Source organism: Bradyrhizobium sp. 186 (assembly GCF_023101685.1).
In the GTDB taxonomy this organism is placed as follows: domain Bacteria; phylum Pseudomonadota; class Alphaproteobacteria; order Rhizobiales; family Xanthobacteraceae; genus Bradyrhizobium.
In genome coordinates this window covers 1987056-2003743 of the sequence record NZ_CP082164.1, presented here as the reverse complement: position 1 = coordinate 2003743, position 16688 = coordinate 1987056, and the positions used below count along the sequence as shown (strand labels likewise).

10 protein-coding genes are annotated in these 16688 nt (G+C 64.7%); 5 read left to right on the top strand and 5 right to left on the bottom strand.

Features of this window, described 5'->3' with window-relative positions; all coding sequences use genetic code 11:
- Window position 1 precedes the first annotated feature (1 nt).
- From glgX to treY, 3 genes are read left to right on the top strand one after another with little or no spacing between them, the layout of a single operon-like run.
- Complete coding sequence (gene glgX / locus IVB18_RS09330; protein ID WP_247988889.1) at window positions 2–2080, top strand: glycogen debranching protein GlgX; 2079 nt, start codon at window positions 2–4, stop codon at window positions 2078–2080.
- Complete coding sequence (gene treZ / locus IVB18_RS09325; protein ID WP_247988888.1) at window positions 2077–3831, top strand: malto-oligosyltrehalose trehalohydrolase; 1755 nt, start codon at window positions 2077–2079, stop codon at window positions 3829–3831. The genes glgX and treZ overlap by 4 nt, the downstream gene beginning before the upstream one ends.
- 1 nt (window position 3832) lies before the next feature.
- Window positions 3833–6616: a malto-oligosyltrehalose synthase gene (gene treY, locus IVB18_RS09320; RefSeq protein ID WP_247988887.1), complete on the top strand. Its 2784-nt coding sequence runs from the start codon at window positions 3833–3835 to the stop codon at window positions 6614–6616.
- A 3-nt stretch (window positions 6617–6619) separates the two neighbouring features.
- Here treY and IVB18_RS09315 read toward each other — a convergent pair whose 3' ends face one another.
- Window positions 6620–6937, bottom strand: coding sequence for a polyhydroxyalkanoic acid system family protein (locus IVB18_RS09315; protein ID WP_247988886.1), 318 nt, complete (start codon window positions 6935–6937; stop codon window positions 6620–6622).
- 181 nt (window positions 6938–7118) lie between these two features.
- Between IVB18_RS09315 and IVB18_RS09310 the strand changes: the two genes are divergently transcribed.
- On the top strand, window positions 7119–7283 hold the full coding sequence (locus IVB18_RS09310) for a DUF3309 family protein (RefSeq protein ID WP_082905547.1): 165 nt from the start codon (window positions 7119–7121) through the stop codon (window positions 7281–7283).
- A 191-nt stretch (window positions 7284–7474) separates the two neighbouring features.
- Here the strand turns inward: IVB18_RS09310 and IVB18_RS09305 are convergent, their stop codons facing one another.
- Window positions 7475–9199, bottom strand: a complete 1725-nt coding sequence (locus IVB18_RS09305) for an IS1634 family transposase (RefSeq protein ID WP_247983724.1) — start codon at window positions 9197–9199, stop codon at window positions 7475–7477.
- A 185-nt stretch (window positions 9200–9384) separates the two neighbouring features.
- On the bottom strand, window positions 9385–12057 hold the full coding sequence (ligD, locus tag IVB18_RS09300) for a DNA ligase D (RefSeq protein ID WP_247988885.1): 2673 nt from the start codon (window positions 12055–12057) through the stop codon (window positions 9385–9387).
- A gap of 119 nt (window positions 12058–12176) precedes the next feature.
- Here ligD and IVB18_RS09295 point away from each other — a divergent pair, with 119 nt between their 5' ends.
- On the top strand, window positions 12177–13061 hold the full coding sequence (locus IVB18_RS09295) for a Ku protein (RefSeq protein WP_247988884.1): 885 nt from the start codon (window positions 12177–12179) through the stop codon (window positions 13059–13061).
- A gap of 182 nt (window positions 13062–13243) precedes the next feature.
- Here the strand turns inward: IVB18_RS09295 and IVB18_RS09290 are convergent, their stop codons facing one another.
- Both IVB18_RS09290 and IVB18_RS09285 read right to left on the bottom strand, forming a co-directional pair.
- Window positions 13244–13933 (bottom strand): response regulator transcription factor, encoded by a 690-nt coding sequence (locus IVB18_RS09290; protein ID WP_247988883.1) that lies wholly within the window; start codon window positions 13931–13933, stop codon window positions 13244–13246.
- Window positions 13930–16653 (bottom strand): sensor histidine kinase KdpD, encoded by a 2724-nt coding sequence (locus tag IVB18_RS09285; protein WP_247991587.1) that lies wholly within the window; start codon window positions 16651–16653, stop codon window positions 13930–13932. Before IVB18_RS09285 ends, IVB18_RS09290 begins: the two co-directional genes overlap by 4 nt.
- Window positions 16654–16688 lie beyond the last annotated feature (35 nt).

Genomic DNA, 16688 nt, shown 5'->3' with positions numbered 1-16688 from the left:
CATGCGCCTGACTGCTGGATCGCCCGCACGCCTCGGCGCAAGCTGGGACGGACGCGGCACCAATTTCGCATTGTTCTCCGCCAATGCCGAGAGGGTCGAGCTGTGCCTGTTCGACAGTCAGGGCCGCCGCGAGCTTGAGCGCATCGAATTGCCCGAACGTACCGAGGACGTCTGGCACGCTTATCTCAACGACGTCTCCCCGGGCCAGCTCTACGGCTACCGCGTGCACGGCCCCTACGAGCCCGAGCACGGCCACCGCTTCAACGCCAACAAGCTGCTGCTCGACCCCTACGCCAAGCGGCTCTCCGGTCGGCTGGTCTGGAGCGACGCGCATTTCGCCTATCGCACAGGCAGCCCGCGCGAGGACCTGTCGTTCGACCGGCGGGACAATGCGCGCGGCATGCCCAAGGCGGTCGTCGTCGACGAGACCTTCAACTGGGGACGCCGCGAGATCCGCCCCCACATCGCCTGGGAGGACACCATCATCTACGAGGCCCACGTCAAGGGCCTGACGCAGAAGCGCGACGACGTGCCGCCGAACCTGCGCGGCACCTATGGCGGCCTGTCGTCGCCCGCGATGATCGAGCATTTGAAGAAGCTCGGCGTTACGACGGTCGAGCTGCTGCCGATCCACAGCTTCGTTGACGATCGCATCCTGGTGGAGAAGAAGCTCGCCAATTACTGGGGCTACAACACGCTCTCCTTTTTCGCGCCCGAGGCGCGCTATGCCCAGGACAACGCGCTCGACTCCTTCCGCACCACGGTCGCGCGCCTGCATGATGCCGGCATCGAGGTGATGCTCGACGTCGTCTACAATCACACCGCGGAAGGTAATCACCTCGGCCCGACATTGTGCTACCGCGGCATCGACAACGCCTCTTATTACTGGCTGAACCGCGAGAACCCGCGCTATTACGACGACTTCACCGGCTGCGGCTCGTCGGTGAATCTCGCCCATCCGCGCGTGCTTCAGATGGTGATGGATTCGCTGCGCTATTGGGTCGAGGTCTGCCACGTCGACGGTTTCCGCTTCGACCTTGCCACCACCCTTGCGCGCGGACCGAACGGCTATGATCGCAGCATCTCGTTCCTGACTGCGATCCGGCAGGATCCGGTGCTGGCGACCGTCAAGCTCGTCGCCGAGCCCTGGGACCTCGGACTTGGCGGATATCAGGTCGGCGCATTCCCCTCGCAATGGTCGGAGTGGAACGACCGCTATCGCAGCGCCATGCGGCGCTACTGGAGCGGCGAAGGCAGCCTGATCGGCGACATCTCGAGCCGCATGACCGCGTCCTCCGACCTGTTCAACCATGACGGACGGCGGCCGCGCGCCAGCATCAACCACATCACCGTGCACGACGGTTTTACGCTGGCCGACCTCTTCAGCTACAACGAGAAGCACAATGAGGCCAACGGCGAGGACAATCGCGACGGCTCCAGCGACAACCACAGCAACAATTGCGGTGTCGAGGGCCCGACCGACGATCCGAAAATTCTCGGCCTGCGCCGGCAGCTTCGCAAGAACGTGCTGGCCTGCCTGATGCTGGCGCAGGGCGTTCCCCTGATCCTCGCCGGCGACGAGGTCGGCAACTCGCAGTCCGGCAACAACAACGCCTATTGCCAGGACAACGAGGTCGGCTGGGTCGGCTGGGACCGTCTCGGCAAGGACGGCGACGACATGATCGATTACGTCGCTCATCTCGCCGACATCCGCCGGCGCTTCTCGCAGCTCCGCAGCCATCGCTGGCTCGACGGCCGTCCTGCGGATGGCGTCGCCTACGGCGTGCTATGGCTGACACCGGCCGGTGACGAGATGACGGAGAACGACTGGAAATTCCCGGAGGGAAGGTTCCTCTCCTATGTGATGGGGCCGATGGAACCGGGTGGGGCCGCGATCTTTATAATTCTGAACGCCGCCCCCGAAGAGATCGCATTCAAATTGCCCAAGATGACCGGATACAAGAGCTGGCAGCAGATCCTGAACACGACCGAAGCCAAGCTGAACACGATTGACTTCCAGCCCGGGACCGACAGCAAGGCGCCGCCGCGCTCCGTGCTCGCTTTTGCGGGCGCGCTATGAGGCCATCCTTCGGCGCCAGGCCGACGAAGGATGGGGTGTCTTTCCGACTGTGGGCGCCGGCCGCGAAACGCGTCGATCTCCTGCTCGAGCGACGTCATACCATGCGGCGCCGCGACGACGGCTGGTATGTGGCCGAGATTGTCGGCCTGACCGCCGGCAGCCGGTACAAGTTCAGGATCGACGACGAGATCGACGTGCCAGATCCGGCCTCCACCTTCCAGCCCGAGGATGTCTCCGGCTCGAGCGAGGTGATCGATCACGCAAGCTTCGCATGGCGCGCGACCGATTGGCGTGGTCGTCCCTGGGAAGAGACGGTGCTGATCGAGACCCATGTCGGCACGTTCACTGCGGAGGGCACGTACCGCGCCATGATCGACAAGCTCGATCATCTCGTTGCGACCGGCATCACCGCGCTGGAATTGATGCCGCTTGCCGATTTCGCGGGCCGGCGCGGCTGGGGCTATGACGGCGTGCTGTGGTATGCGCCCGACAGCGTCTATGGCCGGCCGGAAGATCTCAAGACGTTGATCGACGAGGCGCATCTGCGCGGGCTGATGGTCTTTCTCGACGTGGTCTACAATCATTTCGGCCCCGAAGGAAATTACCTCGGCCGCTACGCGCCGGCCTTCTTCACCGACGCACACACACCCTGGGGCAGCGCGATCGATTATCGACTGCCGCAGGTGCGCGCGTTTGCAGTCGAGAACGCGCTGTCCTGGCTCACCGACTACCGCTTCGACGGCCTGCGGCTGGACGCCGCCAACCACATCTTGGCCTTCCCCGGCGAGCAGTCGATGCTGCAAGAGCTCAGCGTCGCCGCCGGCGAACTTGCAAAGGCGACGGGCCGGCACATCCATCTCGTGCTGGAGAACGGCGACAACCGCGCAAGCCTGCTCGATGCCGCACAGGATCCTCCGAACGGCAAATATCGCGGGCAGTGGAACGACGACTATCACCACGTCTGGCACGTGATGCTGACCGGCGAACTCGGCGGCTACTACGCCGACTACCAGACGCCGCGCATGGATCTTGCGCGCGCACTCGCCTCGGGCTTCGTCTATCAGGGCGAGATCTCGGAATTCTGGGGCAAGAAGCCGCGCGGCGAGCCGAGTGGTGGGTTGCCGCCGGCGACCTTCGTCAATTTCCTGCAAAACCACGACCAGATCGGCAACCGGCCGTTGGGCGACCGGCTCGAGAGCCTTGCATCGTCCAAGCAGATCGAGGCGGCGCTCGCCGTGACGTTGCTCGCGCCGATGGTGCCCATGCTGTTTCAGGGCGAGGAATGGGGCTCGACGGCGCCCTTCCCGTTCTTCTGCGATTTCCAGGGCGGCCTCGCGGATGCCGTGCGCAGGGGCCGCCGGCAGGAATATGCCTGGGCCTACGAGAAATATGGCGACGAGGTACCCGACCCGCTCGATCCCGAGACGCTGCAATCGGCCGTGCTGGATTGGGCGAACCACACGCCGGAGCATGGTACGCGGCTCGCTCTGGTGCGGGACCTGCTGTCGCTCCGTCGCAAGCAGATCATGCCGCGGCTGAAGGGCGCGACTTTCGGCAACGCCGAGGCAGCCGACAGCGGCTTGCTCACCGCGCATTGGCGCATGGGGGATGGCGCGACGCTGCGCCTGATCGCCAATCTGTCGGACCAGGAGGTCACGCATTCCAGCAACAACGCAGGCCCGCCGATCTGGGGCGGCGCGGCCGGCGACCGGCTTCCGCCGTGGTCGGTGGTCTGGCGTCTCGGAGGTTAGCATGCCTCCTGCCATCCCTCTCGCGACCTATCGGCTTCAGCTCACCGCGGATTTCGGCTTCGACAACGCTGTCGCGGTGGTGCCCTACCTGAAGGCGCTGGGGATCACGCATCTCTACACCTCGCCGGTGATGAAGGCCCGCAAGGGCTCGACGCACGGCTACGACACCGTCGATCACAGCCAGTTCAATCCCGAGCTCGGCGGCGAGGCCGGCTTCGCGCGGCTGAGCGAGGCACTGATCAAGCACGGCCTCGGCCTCATCATCGATTTCGTACCGAACCATGTTGGCGTGCACTTTGCCGACAATCCGTGGTGGCTGGACGTACTGGAATGGGGACAGGCCTCCCCGCACGCGGTCTCCTTCGATATCGACTGGGATCTGCTGCCCTACCGCGCCCGCGGCGGCGTGCTGCTGCCGATCCTCGGCTCGTCCTACGGCGAGGCGCTCGAGCGCGGCGAGATCGAGCTGCGCTACGATCCCGGCGAAGGCAGCTTATCGGCGTGGTATTTCGAGCATCGACTGCCGATCGCGCCGGAGCGCTATGGCGAGGTGCTGCGGGTGATCGTGAAGGAGGCGGACGCGACCGAGACGGAGGCCGGCAAGCGCCTGCTCGGGCTCGCTGCGCGTTATACAGGACTGCGGCGCCCCAATCGCAAGGAAGCCCCCGCCTTCAAGACGGAGCTCAAGGAGATCGAGGGCGGTGCCGACATCATCGCGCGCGGCATCAGTGCCTATCGCGCGGCAAAGGACCGCCCGGCGCAGACCCTCGCACTGCATCATCTGCTGGAGCGACAGCACTACAAGCTCGGCCATTGGCGGCTTGCATCCAGCGACATCAATTATCGCCGCTTCTTTGACGTCAACGGGCTCGCAGGCTTGCGGGTCGAGGATCCCGGCACGTTCGCCGCCACACATCGGCTGGTCAAGCAACTGGTCGTCGATGGCAAGCTGCAAGGCATCCGCCTCGATCACATCGATGGCCTGCGCGACCCCGCGCAATATTGCCAGCGGCTGCGCCGGCTGGTGCGCGACGCGCAAGGCACGACAAAGCCGTTCTATACGGCCATCGAGAAGATCCTGGGCGAGCACGAGCGCCTGCCGCACTTTGCCGGCGTTCAGGGGACCACAGGATATGAGTGGATGAACGTCATTACCCATGTGCTGGTCGATCCCAAGGGACTGGAAGCGCTGGACGAAACCTGGCGGCAGATCAGCAACCGGCCGCCACGGCTTGCGCCTTACGTCAAGGACGCCAAGCGGCGCGTGCTGGAGACGCTGCTCACCAGCGAATTCACGGTGCTGACGCGCCTGCTCGCGCGCATCGCCACCGGCCACTACTCGACCCGCGACTTCTCGGCCGACAGCCTGCGGCAGGCGCTCGAGCTCTACGTGCTGCATTTCCCGGTCTATCGCACCTATCTCACAACCAGCGCACCAACGGCGCACGACCGCAAGCTGATCGACGAGACAATCGAACGCGCCCGTTCAGAATGGTTCGCCGCGGACGAAGGTATCTTCGACTTCCTGCGCGATGCGCTGACCATGGACCTGCTCAGGCCCGGCCGTCCGCCGCACAGCGCCCCGCGCGTGCGCCGCTTCGCGCTGAAGGTGCAGCAGTTCACCGGGCCGATGATGGCGAAGTCGCTGGAGGACACCGCCTTCTATCAATTCCACCGGTTGCTCGCCCTGAACGAGGTCGGCGGCGATCCCGCCAGCAGCGGCCTTACGCTTCCTGCCTTCCACCAGGCCATGCAGGCCCGCGCCAGGGAGTGGCCGCACGGCATGACCGCGACCGCGACGCACGATACCAAGCGCGGCGAGGACGCCCGCGCGCGGATCGCCGCGCTCAGCGAGATCACGGGCGAGTGGACCAGCGCGGTGGCGCGCTGGAAGGTGTTGAACGCACCGCACCTGGCGCTGCGCGGCAATTTGCGCGCGCCATCGGCGACGTTCGAATACATGCTCTACCAGACCCTGCTCGGCGCATGGCCGCTTGAGGGGCCGGATGCCGATTTCGTCGGGCGCATCCAGGCTTACGCGCTCAAGGCCGCGCGCGAAGGCAAGGAAGAGACCAGTTGGCTCAATCCGCACGAGGCCTACGAGACCGGCATACAGGGCTTCGTCGAAAAGATCCTCGATCCTGCGCAGGCGGGCGAATTCCTGGAGTCGCTGCAAACCCTGGCCCGCCGTGTCGCGCTGCTCGGCGCCTTGAATTCGCTGAGCCAGCTCACGCTCAAGGCGACGCTGCCGGGCGTCCCGGACGTCTACCAGGGCACCGAATCCTGGGATCTGTCGCTGGTTGACCCCGACAACCGCCGGCCGGTGGACTTTGCCGCCCGCCACGCAGCGCTGGCATCACTGGACACTCCGGACTGGCGCGGCCTGATCAAGACCTGGCCGGATGGCCAGCTCAAGCTGGCCTGGACGCGGCATCTCCTCAAGCTGCGCAACGAACTCGCCGACGTCTTCACGCAGGGCGACTACCAGCCGCTCCGAGTGAGCGGTGCCCACGCCGACCACGTCATCGCCTTCGCTCGCCGCCGCGGCCGGACGGCGGCCATCGTCATGGTGGGGCGCCAGTTTGCGCCATTCACGCAAGCGGGGCGGGAATGGCCAGTGCTTGAGGAATTTGACGCAACCGTCGATATCACGGGCTATGCCACACCTGACCTCATGGCTAACGAATTGCCGCTCTCGCAGGCCTTCCGCGACTTTCCTGCCGCCGTCATCGAAGCACGCGCGGCGAGCGCCCTGAGGCCGGTCGGGCGACGCGAGCGTGTCTGAGGTCTATTTCCCCCCATCCTTCGTCAATAGCAATTGTCCTCGCTTGCGGATGGTGGACTGCGCCATTTCGGCGAAGCGCTGCAACAGCCACGGTAGCACCACCTCGACCCGCACGTTGTCCTCGGCGACGTCGACCTGACCGGTCGCGACCTGGCCGAGCGCACGGATACGAAAATTCATGGTGTCGCCGCTCCAGCGCTCCTCCTCGACCTGCATCACCGGAATGCTGGCTGCGGCGCGGCCGAGCCCGGTCTTGAGCCGGCGTGCCGCCTCCTCGCGGCCGAGACGATGCGGAATTGAAACGACGAGCGGTGCTGACATGGCCGTGCCCTGTGCTGGCTGAATCCTACCTGGTTATGTCGGCCGCAAAGGCAAAGGTTCCATGCGTATCGCGCCTACCAGCGTGTTTCATGAGGGGAACTTTCAAACCTGCGGCAAGTTGCTCTCGCGCAACGGGACAAGTGCAAACGACCCTTTTGACAAAGGGCTGGAGGAGATTCGCATGTCTATCGGTACAATCATTCTGATCATCCTGGTCATCGCCCTGCTCGGCGGCTTCAGCGGCGTCGGCGGCGGCCCATTCTATGGCACCGGCTATTACGGCGGCGGCGGCCTTGGGCTCGTCATCATCATCCTGCTGATATTGCTTCTGCTGGGACGGATCTAGCCGCTGACTTCATAGGGTGGGCAAAGGCGCGTTGCGCCGTGCCACCTCTTTGCCACAACGCAAGAAAAAAGATGGTGGGCACGCTCCGCTTTGCCCACCCTACAAACTAGCCCGAACTTCCCCTTGAGTAGCGACGTAAGCATTTGAGCTGGCGTGTAATTCCAGCGGGCGTGACGGCGCGTCTGCCTACATTATGGGGCGATAGGAATGCCGAGCCGATTGAAGACGTCTTGTTGTAGTGGGGTTGGACTTGTGAGCATAGCGGCCGGGGCGTCCTGACCGATGCGAACGATGTTGCGTGTGAGCGTGGCGAGATCCTGCAACAGCGTTCGAAAGCTGTGCACGGGCCGGCCATCGTGGGTGTGCTTGCGATTAGCCTTGGTTCTGGCCGCGGCCGAGACTCTGGCCTTGGCGACGGGCGAGACGCGCGCGGCGTCGGCGGCCTCGCGGTCGTGATCGTCGAACAGGATCGGGGCCAGCGCGCGGCGCATGTGCCAGACGATGTAATAAGCGAGCATGCAGAGGAAGACGTGGGCGCGCACGCGGCCAGCGAGGCGATGGTGGATCGGGCGCACCTCCAGTTCGACGGTCTTGATGGTGCGGAAGGCGCGTTCGACCTGGGCCAGGCTCTTGTAGGCACGCACCGTGGCGGCGGTGTCGAGGTTCTCGGCCGGCACGTTGGTCCGTAGCACATAGAAGCCGTCGAGCGACGCTTCGTTGGCGATGGCATCCTCGATCCGACTGAAGTCGAACGAAGTGTCGGTGATGGCGAGGTGGAAGTGCTTGGCCATCTTACGCTTGCCCAGCACGGCGCCGACCTTCAGACCGATCTCATCCTCGCCGCGCAAGGGGTTGCGCTGACGCTGCACGGCGGCCTTGACGCGGGCGAGATCCTTCTCGGTCGCCGCCAGCAACTCGCCGCGCTTGCGCCGACGCTCGTCGGCCAGATCCGGGTTGCGGCACACGATCAGGCGCTCGCCGGGGAAGTCGGGGGACGTGATCTCGGCCATATCGCGATCGTCGAACAGCGACAATTGCAGCGGGCCGCCGTCCTCGGCGAGCTTGCGGATCGCCGGCGCCCGCAGAGCGGTGATCCAATCGAGCCCGGCCGGCATCAGATCGGCTTCGATACGGGCGCTGGTGATCATGCCGCGATCGCCGACCAGTACCACACGCGACAGCTTGAAGCGGGCCTTCAGTTTGTCGACTTGCGCGGCCAGCGTGCTCGGGTCGGCGGTGTTACCTTCGAACACCTCCACCGCCACCGGGCAGCCGTCGGCGGCGCACAGCAAGCCGAACACGATCTGCAGCTTGTCGGAACGACCGTCGCGGCTGTAACCATGCCGCGCCAATTCGCAATGTCGCCCCTCCAGATAGCTGGAGGTGAGATCGTAGAGCACCAGCGAGCCGTCATGCAGATGGCGCTTGGCGAGCGTCGCCTCGATCCCCGGTTGGGCCGTGCCGAGCAGGTCGAGCGCTTCGTAAAGCTCGTCCTCGTCGACGGCGCTGAGATCGAGCAGTTCGCCCAGCGAATGCGCCGCCGTCGCCTCGCTGAGCTGGCGCGCCGTGGCCAGCTTGGCGGCCGGTTCGATCACCCGTGCCACGATCAAGGCCAAAGCCAGCCTGGCCAACCGTCTGGGCTTGTCCGGGACAAGGCGATGCAGTCCGAGCTGGCGCGCCATGCCGAGCACCGCGGCCACGTGGCCGTGCGGCAGCGAGCGCTCGATCCGCAGTTGCTCGGCCGGCGAGACCAGCTCCTCGCCTTTCAGGACGCGGCGCAGCGCATCGATCTTCTCATCCGGCCAATGCGACAGGTTGGCCAGCGTGCGCGACTTGATCTTGTCGCCCTCGCGATAGCTCTCGCGCAACAGGATCGCGGGCGGTGAGTTGCGGTTGGGAATGCGGGCGACGAACATGCCGGAATCGAATCACGGAAACCTGCCATTCGCAAGCCAAAAATCATCATTTACATGCCTACAAAATCAGCCCGATCCAAACTTCTCAAATCCTCTCAACGCTCTAACAAAAATCCCGAGGGGAAGTTCGGACTAGCCACGCGCACGATCTCGTAGGGTCGGCCAGCCGCAAGGCGTAACCCACCCTACTTCATCTTACCCGCGAGCTTCTTCATCGCTGCCCTGATCGAGACTGCCGCATCCCCATATCCCTCCCACGCCTTCGAGCGCGCCAGCAGTCCCGGCACGGTGCGCAGCGTATATCGCTTCGGATCGAGATCGCTCTTCACCTGCGCCCAGGTCACGGGCATCGACACCGTCGCACCATCGCGCGCACGTGGTGACAGCGGTGCCACCGCCGTCGACATCCGATCATTGCGCAAATAGTCGAGGAAGATCTTTCCCTTGCGCAGCTTCTTGGACATATTGAGCAGATAGCGCTCGGGATCGTCATCGGCCATCCACTGGCAGACGCCTTGCGCGAAAGCCTTGGCCTCCTTCCAGCTCACCTTGTCGCGCGCGCCGTAGAGCAGCGGCACCACCACATGCAGGCCCTTACCGCCGGTGGTCTTGCAAAAGCTCTCCATGCCGACATCGGCAAGCCGCTGCCGCATCTCCTTGGTCGCCTCGACGACGTCGGCAAAATCGACGTCCGGTGCCGGATCGAGATCGAACACCAGCCGGCCCGGCGTGTCATAGGCGCCCGGCGCACAATTCCAGGGATGCAACTCGACGCCGCCGATCTGCGCAACGGCCGCAAGTCCCTCGACGCGATCGATCTGCAAATACGGCTTGCGATCGCCTGAGACCTTGGCGAGTTCGAGCAGGTTCGAGGTGCCCTGCATGGCATGGCGCTGGAAGAACTTTTCGCCGCTGATGCCGTCAGGCGCACGCACGATCGAGCAAGGGCGTCCCTTCAGATGCTCGATCATCCAGCCACCGACCGCCTCGAAATAGCGCGCGAGATCGAGTTTTGTCACACCCTCGCCGTCGCCGCCGTCCGGCCACAGCTCCTTGTCCGGTTTGGAGAGCACGACGCCCATCACCTCGGCGGCGTCGCTTGCCTTTGACTGGGTGGCAGGCCTGGCCCTGGTCCGAGACTTGGTGGAGGGTTGGGCCAACTTTGTATCGACGGGCATTTCCGCCTCGACCTCCTCGGCCGGCTTGTCCTGCCGCAATCCCTTGAATGCAGCCTGGCGGATATTGCCGTCGGCGGTGAAGCCGGCAAATTCGATCTCCGCGACCAGCTCCGGCTTCAGCCAGTGTACGTCGCGCGCCTTCCTCGGCGCGTTCTTGCCGGCGAACGGGCTTTCCTTCGCCTCCGCCGCCTTCAGCAGGGGCATGATGCGCTTGACCTTGTCGGCGCCGAAGCCCGTGCCGACCATTCCGACAAAGACGAGGTGATCGCCGCGGTGCACACCGGCCATCAGCGAGCGGAATTTGCCGTTGGTGGTCTTCCAGCCGCCGATCACGACCTCATGGCCGGCGCGGCATTTTGCCTTGGTCCAGCTTTCGGTGCGGCCGGAGCGATAGGGTGCATCGAGCTTCTTCGACACCACGCCCTCGAGCTCGAGCTCGCAGGCGGATTGCAGCACGGCGTCTCCGCCGCTCTCGAAATGCTCGACATAGCGGATCTGGCTCGATTTCCGCTTGCGCGCTTCCAGCAATTCCTTGAGCCGCAGCTTGCGCTCGTCGAGCGGCAGGCGGCGGCAGTCGAGGCCTTCCGCGAACAGGAGATCGAAAGCAAAGAAGATGAGATCTTCGGTCTTGCCGTCCGACAGCGCGGCCTGGAGCGAGGAGAAATTCGGCGCGCCGTTGTGATCGAGCGCGACGATCTCGCCGTCGATCATCACATCCGGCAGCGCGCCCGCGTCCTTCACGATCGAAGCGAACTTGTCGGTCCAGTCGAGACCCTTGCGGGTCTTGAGCGTCGCCTTGCCGTCTTCGGCGCGGAGCTGTACGCGATAGCCGTCGAACTTGATCTCGTGGCACCAGCCTTCGCCGGCCGGCGGGCGCTCGACCGACGTGCAGAGCTGCGGCGCCACGAAGTCCGGCATCTCCGCGACTTTTTTGGCCGTCGTCGCGGTCGCTGCCTTGTTTGCTTTCTTGCCGCTCTTCAGCGCGGCGCGTGGCGCCGGCTTGACGGTACGCCCTTTTGGTTCCTCGGCGCGATTGGACTGCCAGACCGCATCGGCCTTGGCCTTGGCACCTTTCGCCAGCATGAAGGGCTTCGGCGCGCGGCCCTTGCCCTCGGCGATCTGCTCCATCGCGCGTCCCGAGGCGACCGATTTGTCCTCACCGAGAATATCGTTGTCCCCGCCCTCCCGGACATAGTCGTCGCGGTGCTTGATCAGGAGCCAGTTGGTACGCTTGCCGCCGGTGCGGTCGCTGCGCATGCGCACCAGCACCCAGCTCCCGTGCAGCTTGTCGCCGTGCAGGGTGAACTTCAGGTCGCCCTTCTTGAAGCCCCGTTCAGGATCCTCCGCCTCCCAGTAGCCGCGGTCCCACAGCATGACCGTGCCGCCGCCATACTGACCTTCGGGAATCGTGCCTTCGAAATCGCCGTAGTCGAGCGGGTGGTCCTCGACCTCGACCGCCAGCCGCTTGTCGTGTGGATCGAGCGAGGGCCCCTTCGTTACCGCCCAGGACTTGAAGACGCCGTCGAACTCCAGCCGCAGGTCGTAATGCAGCCGCGTCGCGTCGTGCTTCTGGATCACGAAACGGCGCTGCTTCGACGGTGTCACCGCCGTCTTGCCCGACGGCTCCGGTGTGATCTCGAAATCCCGCTTCTTGCGATAGGTGGAGAGGTTTCTCAGCACGGCCGATCCTGCATTGTTGCACGCGTATCCAAGCCTATCATGACCAAAGTCCCACCCGGAACCAAAACCCCCAACATGGGTTGGGGTTCCGAAACGCCTTGAAAACGCTGGAGATTGGAATGGCCCCCCGCGCCTATTGGAAAGGGAGTTTGAAGCTGTCGCTCGTCGCCTGCCCGGTCGTGCTCTATCCCGCCGCGACCACCGCCGAGAAGACGCGCTTTCACCTGATCAACCGCGAAACTGGCAACCGCCTGAAGCAGCAGATGATCGATTCCGAGACCGGCGACGTCGTCGAAAGCGATCAGAAGGGACGCGGCTACGAACTGCGCAAGGGCAAATATGTCGAGATCGAGCCGGAGGAGCTCGAAGCGGTCCAGATCGAGAGCAACCACACCATCGACATCGAGAGTTTTGTGCCGAGCGAGGAAATCGACCAGCGCTACCTCAACCACCCCTACTACATTGCGCCCGACGGCAAGGCCGCGATCGATGCCTTTGCCGTGATCCGTGACGCCATGAAGGATCAGGACCGGGTCGCACTTGCCAAGATCGTGCTCACCAACCGCGAGCATGTCATGGCGATCGAGCCGCTTGGCAAGGGTCTGCTCGGCACCACGCTGCGCTACCCCTACGAGCTGCGCGACGAGGACCAGTTCTTCGACGACATCAAGAGCCCGAAGGTCACCAAGGACATGATCGATCTCGCTGGCCACATCTTGCACACCAAGGCCGCGCATTTCGACCCCGGCAAATTCAAGGATGAGTATGAGAACGCGCTGAAGGCGCTGGTGAAGCGCAAGGCGAGCGGCAAGAAGATCGAGCTGCCCGAGCGCGAGGAGCGGCCGAGCAATGTCGTCAACCTGATGGACGCGCTGAAGCAGAGCCTGAAGGGTCGCGGTGGCGGGAAAACACAGGCGAAGTCGCACGCGCGCCGGACGACGGGACGGCGTCGAAGTACGAAGAAGACGCAACGTTCGACAGCGAGGCATCGCAAGGCGGGCTGACGTACTCCGTCCTTGCAGCGAAAGGCTGGTGCCACAATCTCAGTCGTCATGCCCGGGCTTGACCTGGGCATCCGCGTCTCGCCCCGCGCGCTGACGCACGTGGATGGCCGGGTCAAGCCTGGTCAAGCCCGGCCATGACGAGTGTGCCCCAAGCAACCGCACCGCTTCGTGGACGCCGCGAGCTAATCCCCCGCCTTCAGCCGGTACCCGATCCCCGTCTCGGTCAGCACATATTGCGGCCGTTCCGGATCGGCTTCGATCTTCTGGCGAAGCTGGCGGACATAGACGCGCAGATATTGCGCGTCGGTCAGTTCGTCCCAGAGCTCCTTGAGCAGGAAGCGATGAGTGAGCACCTTGCCGGCGTGCTGCACCAGCACGCGCAAGAGATCATACTCCTTCGGCGAGAGTTTTATCTCGCGCTCGCCGACCTTGACGATCCGGCGCACCAGATCGACGGAGAGATCGCCGGTGCGAAACACCGGACGCTCGCCCTGAATCTGGAGCTGATGCCGTAGCGCGGCGCGCAAGCGCGCCAGGAGTTCGTCCATGCCGAACGGCTTTGTCAGGTAATCGTCGGCGCCGAGATCGAGCGCCTGCACCTTGCCGGCCTCATCGCCCCGGCTCGACAGCACCACGATCGGCACGGCTTCATTGCGGGCGCGGATGGTGCGCAACAGCTCGTGGCCCTGGATATCGGGCAGGCCGAGGTCGAGGATGATCAGCGCGGGCTCTTCAGTGAGCTTCTCCAGCGCGGTCTTGCCGTTCGGCGCTTCCAGGATCTCGTAACCCTGCGTCGTCAGGCCCATCCGCAGCAGCTTGCGGATCGGCGGCTCGTCGTCGATGACCAAAACCTTGATCGGAGCAGCACTCATGCGGCGGTATCCAATGCCTGGGTCTGTGCCGGAACGGGCAGACGGATGGTCAGAACCGCGCCGGTCCGGTCGCTGCGGTTGGCGGCCGCGATCGTGCCCCGCATCGCCTCGACGAAGCCGCGGGAGATGGCGAGCCCGAGCCCGGTGCTGGGACGGACATGGTCCCCCTTCTGCGCGCGATAGAACTTGTCGAACACGCTCTCGAGCTCGTCGGGCGGAATGCCGTCGCCTTCGTCGGCGACCTGGAGCACCACATGATCCCGGTCACGCTGGCTCTTGATCGAGATCGTGGTGTCAGGCAGGGAATATTTGGCGGCATTGTCGAGCAGGTTGAACAGCACTTGCTCGAACAGCACGGCGTCGAGCTGGAGCATCGGCAGATCGGCGGCCAGCACCAGCTCCACCTTGTGCGCGATCAGGATCTTGCTCGCACGCCGGAGTGCGCTGCCGACGATCTCGCCGAGATCGTGCAGCGCCGTATTCGGCACAACGGCGCCGGATTCGAGCTTGGTCATGTCGAGCAAATTGGCGATGAAGCGGTTGAGCCGCTCCGACTCGTCGATCACGGTCGCGAGCAGGTCCCGCTTCTCGGTATCCGACAGCGCGCCGGCAAGATCGCGCATGGTCGAGGCTGCGCCGAGCACGGAGGCGAGCGGCGTCTTCAGGTCGTGCGAGATCGAGGTCAACAGCGCCGAGCGCAGCCGCTCGGATTCGACCGTGCGCTTGACGCGGTCCATGTCCTCGACCAGCAGCACGCGCTCGATCGCGAGCGCGCCCTGGTCGACCAGCGCGTCGAGCAGCCGGCGCTGGTCCGGTGTCAGCAGCGGGCCGGTGCGATCGTTGTCGATGCCGATGACGCCGATCGGCCCACGCCCGGTGCGCATCGGCAGGAACAGGCGTTTTGCACCCGGCAGCGTGTCCGAGCCGCGGCCTGCCGGCCGATCGTTGCTCCAGGCCCAGTTGGCAGCGGCAAGGTCGGCCTGGTCGAGCTGGTCCTCGGGTGGATAGCCGGATTTCACCACAAGCAACCCATCCTCAGGCAACAGCAGCACCACGCGAACCTTCAGCATCAGCGCGGTTTGGTAGGCGGTTGTCCACAGCACGTCGTCGAGCGTGCCGGTGCCCGCGAGCTTGCGGCTGAACGCATAGAGCTGCTCGGTGGTCCTGATGCGGCCGATCGCGGTGTCGGCCTGGGTCCGCACCCGCCCCGCTACATTCGACACCACGAACGCAATCAGCATGAAGAAGAAGAATGCCGCGACGTTGGTTGGATCGGTGATGGTGAAAGTGTAGACCGGCGGCAGGAAGAAGAAGTTATACGCCAGCGACGCCGCGATGCTCGCAAGCAGCGACGGCCACAACCCATAGCGGACAGCCACGGCAACCACCGCGGTCAGGAACATCAGGTCGACGTTCTCGATGCCGAAATACGGCTTGATGCCCATCGCTGCGGCAAGGCCGAGCGCGGTGATCCCGAGCGCCTTCAGATAAGGAAGCGGATCGAACGGCTCGGACCGTGCCGCGGTCTGCACCGCGGTCTTCGGCGCCGGCTCGCCGGGCAGCTCGTCGCCGGGAATGACGTGAACGCTGATATTGCCGGACCGGCGCACGAGATCGTGCACGACGGAGCCGCGCGTCATCTCGAACCAGCGCGAGCGCGTCGACTTTCCGATCACGATCTGGGTGACGTTGTTGCCTTGCGCGAAATTGACGACGTCGTCGGCGATGCGGCGGCCGACGGCGGGAATGGTCAGCGCCTCGCCACCCAGCGACTCCGCGAGCCGCAGCGTATCCGCCAGCCGGTCACGCTCCTCATCGGAGAGCTGGAGCGAACGCCGTGTCTCGATCGAGATCGCAGTGAACGGCGCATGCAGCCGGTCGGCAAGGCGCTTGGTATAACGCACGAGCCCCGCCGCGCGCGGATCTTCGCTGACGCAGACAAGGATGCGTTCCCCCGCCGCCCACGGACCGGCGATGGCGTTCGCCTGCATGTGGGTCAGAAGCTGCTCGTCGACCCGCTCGGCCGTGCGCCGCAGCGCGAGCTCGCGCAGCGCGGTCAGATTGCCCGGCGAGAAATAGTGCTCCAGCGCCCGCTCGGCCTGCTTGGGAACGTAGACCTTGCCCTCTTTGAGCCGCTGGATCAGGTCGTCGGGCGTGAGGTCGATCAGCTCGATTGCATCGGCGCGGTCGAATATGGAATCCGGCACGGTCTCGCGCACCCGCACATGGGTGATCTGCGCGACGACGTCGTTCAGGCTCTCGATGTGCTGGATGTTGACGGCGGTATAGACGTCGATGCCGCGGGAGAGCAATTCCTCGACGTCGAGATAGCGTTTGGGATGGCGGCTGCCGGCCGCGTTGGTATGGGCGAGTTCGTCGACCAGCGCGATTCTTGGCCGCCGCGCGATCACGGCGTCGAGGTCCATCTCCTCGATCACCTGGCCGCGGTAGTCCAGCTTCTTGCGCGGGACCATTTCGAGCTCACGCACCAGCGCCTCGGTCTCGGCGCGGCCATGGGTCTCGACGAAGCCGACCACGACGTCGATGCCGGCCTTGCGTTTGGCATGGGCGCTTTGCAGCATCTCGTAAGTCTTGCCGACTCCAGGAGCGGCACCGACGAAGATCTTGAGCTTGCCGCTCGCGCTCTCCTCCCGACGCGCTGCTTCCAGCAGCGCCTCGGGCGACGGACGTTGTTCAGGATCGCGGCGCTCTCGGACCATCAAGCCAATATAATCATCCGCACGCCACGAGCCTA

Excerpts from the sequence above, each read along its gene's own strand:
- IVB18_RS09315 (WP_247988886.1), bottom strand. The coding sequence starts at position 6,937 with ATGTCAGCACCGCTCGTCGTTTCAATTCCGCATCGTCTCGGCCGCGAG.
- treY (WP_247988887.1), top strand. The coding sequence starts at position 3,833 with ATGCCTCCTGCCATCCCTCTCGCGACCTATCGGCTTCAGCTCACCGCG.
- IVB18_RS09305 (WP_247983724.1), bottom strand. The coding sequence starts at position 9,199 with ATGTTCGTCGCCCGCATTCCCAACCGCAACTCACCGCCCGCGATCCTG.
- IVB18_RS09285 (WP_247991587.1), bottom strand. The coding sequence starts at position 16,653 with ATGGTCCGAGAGCGCCGCGATCCTGAACAACGTCCGTCGCCCGAGGCG.
- IVB18_RS09290 (WP_247988883.1), bottom strand. The coding sequence starts at position 13,933 with ATGAGTGCTGCTCCGATCAAGGTTTTGGTCATCGACGACGAGCCGCCG.
- IVB18_RS09310 (WP_082905547.1), top strand. The coding sequence starts at position 7,119 with ATGTCTATCGGTACAATCATTCTGATCATCCTGGTCATCGCCCTGCTC.
- treZ (WP_247988888.1), top strand. The coding sequence starts at position 2,077 with ATGAGGCCATCCTTCGGCGCCAGGCCGACGAAGGATGGGGTGTCTTTC.
- IVB18_RS09295 (WP_247988884.1), top strand. The coding sequence starts at position 12,177 with ATGGCCCCCCGCGCCTATTGGAAAGGGAGTTTGAAGCTGTCGCTCGTC.
- glgX (WP_247988889.1), top strand. The coding sequence starts at position 2 with ATGCGCCTGACTGCTGGATCGCCCGCACGCCTCGGCGCAAGCTGGGAC.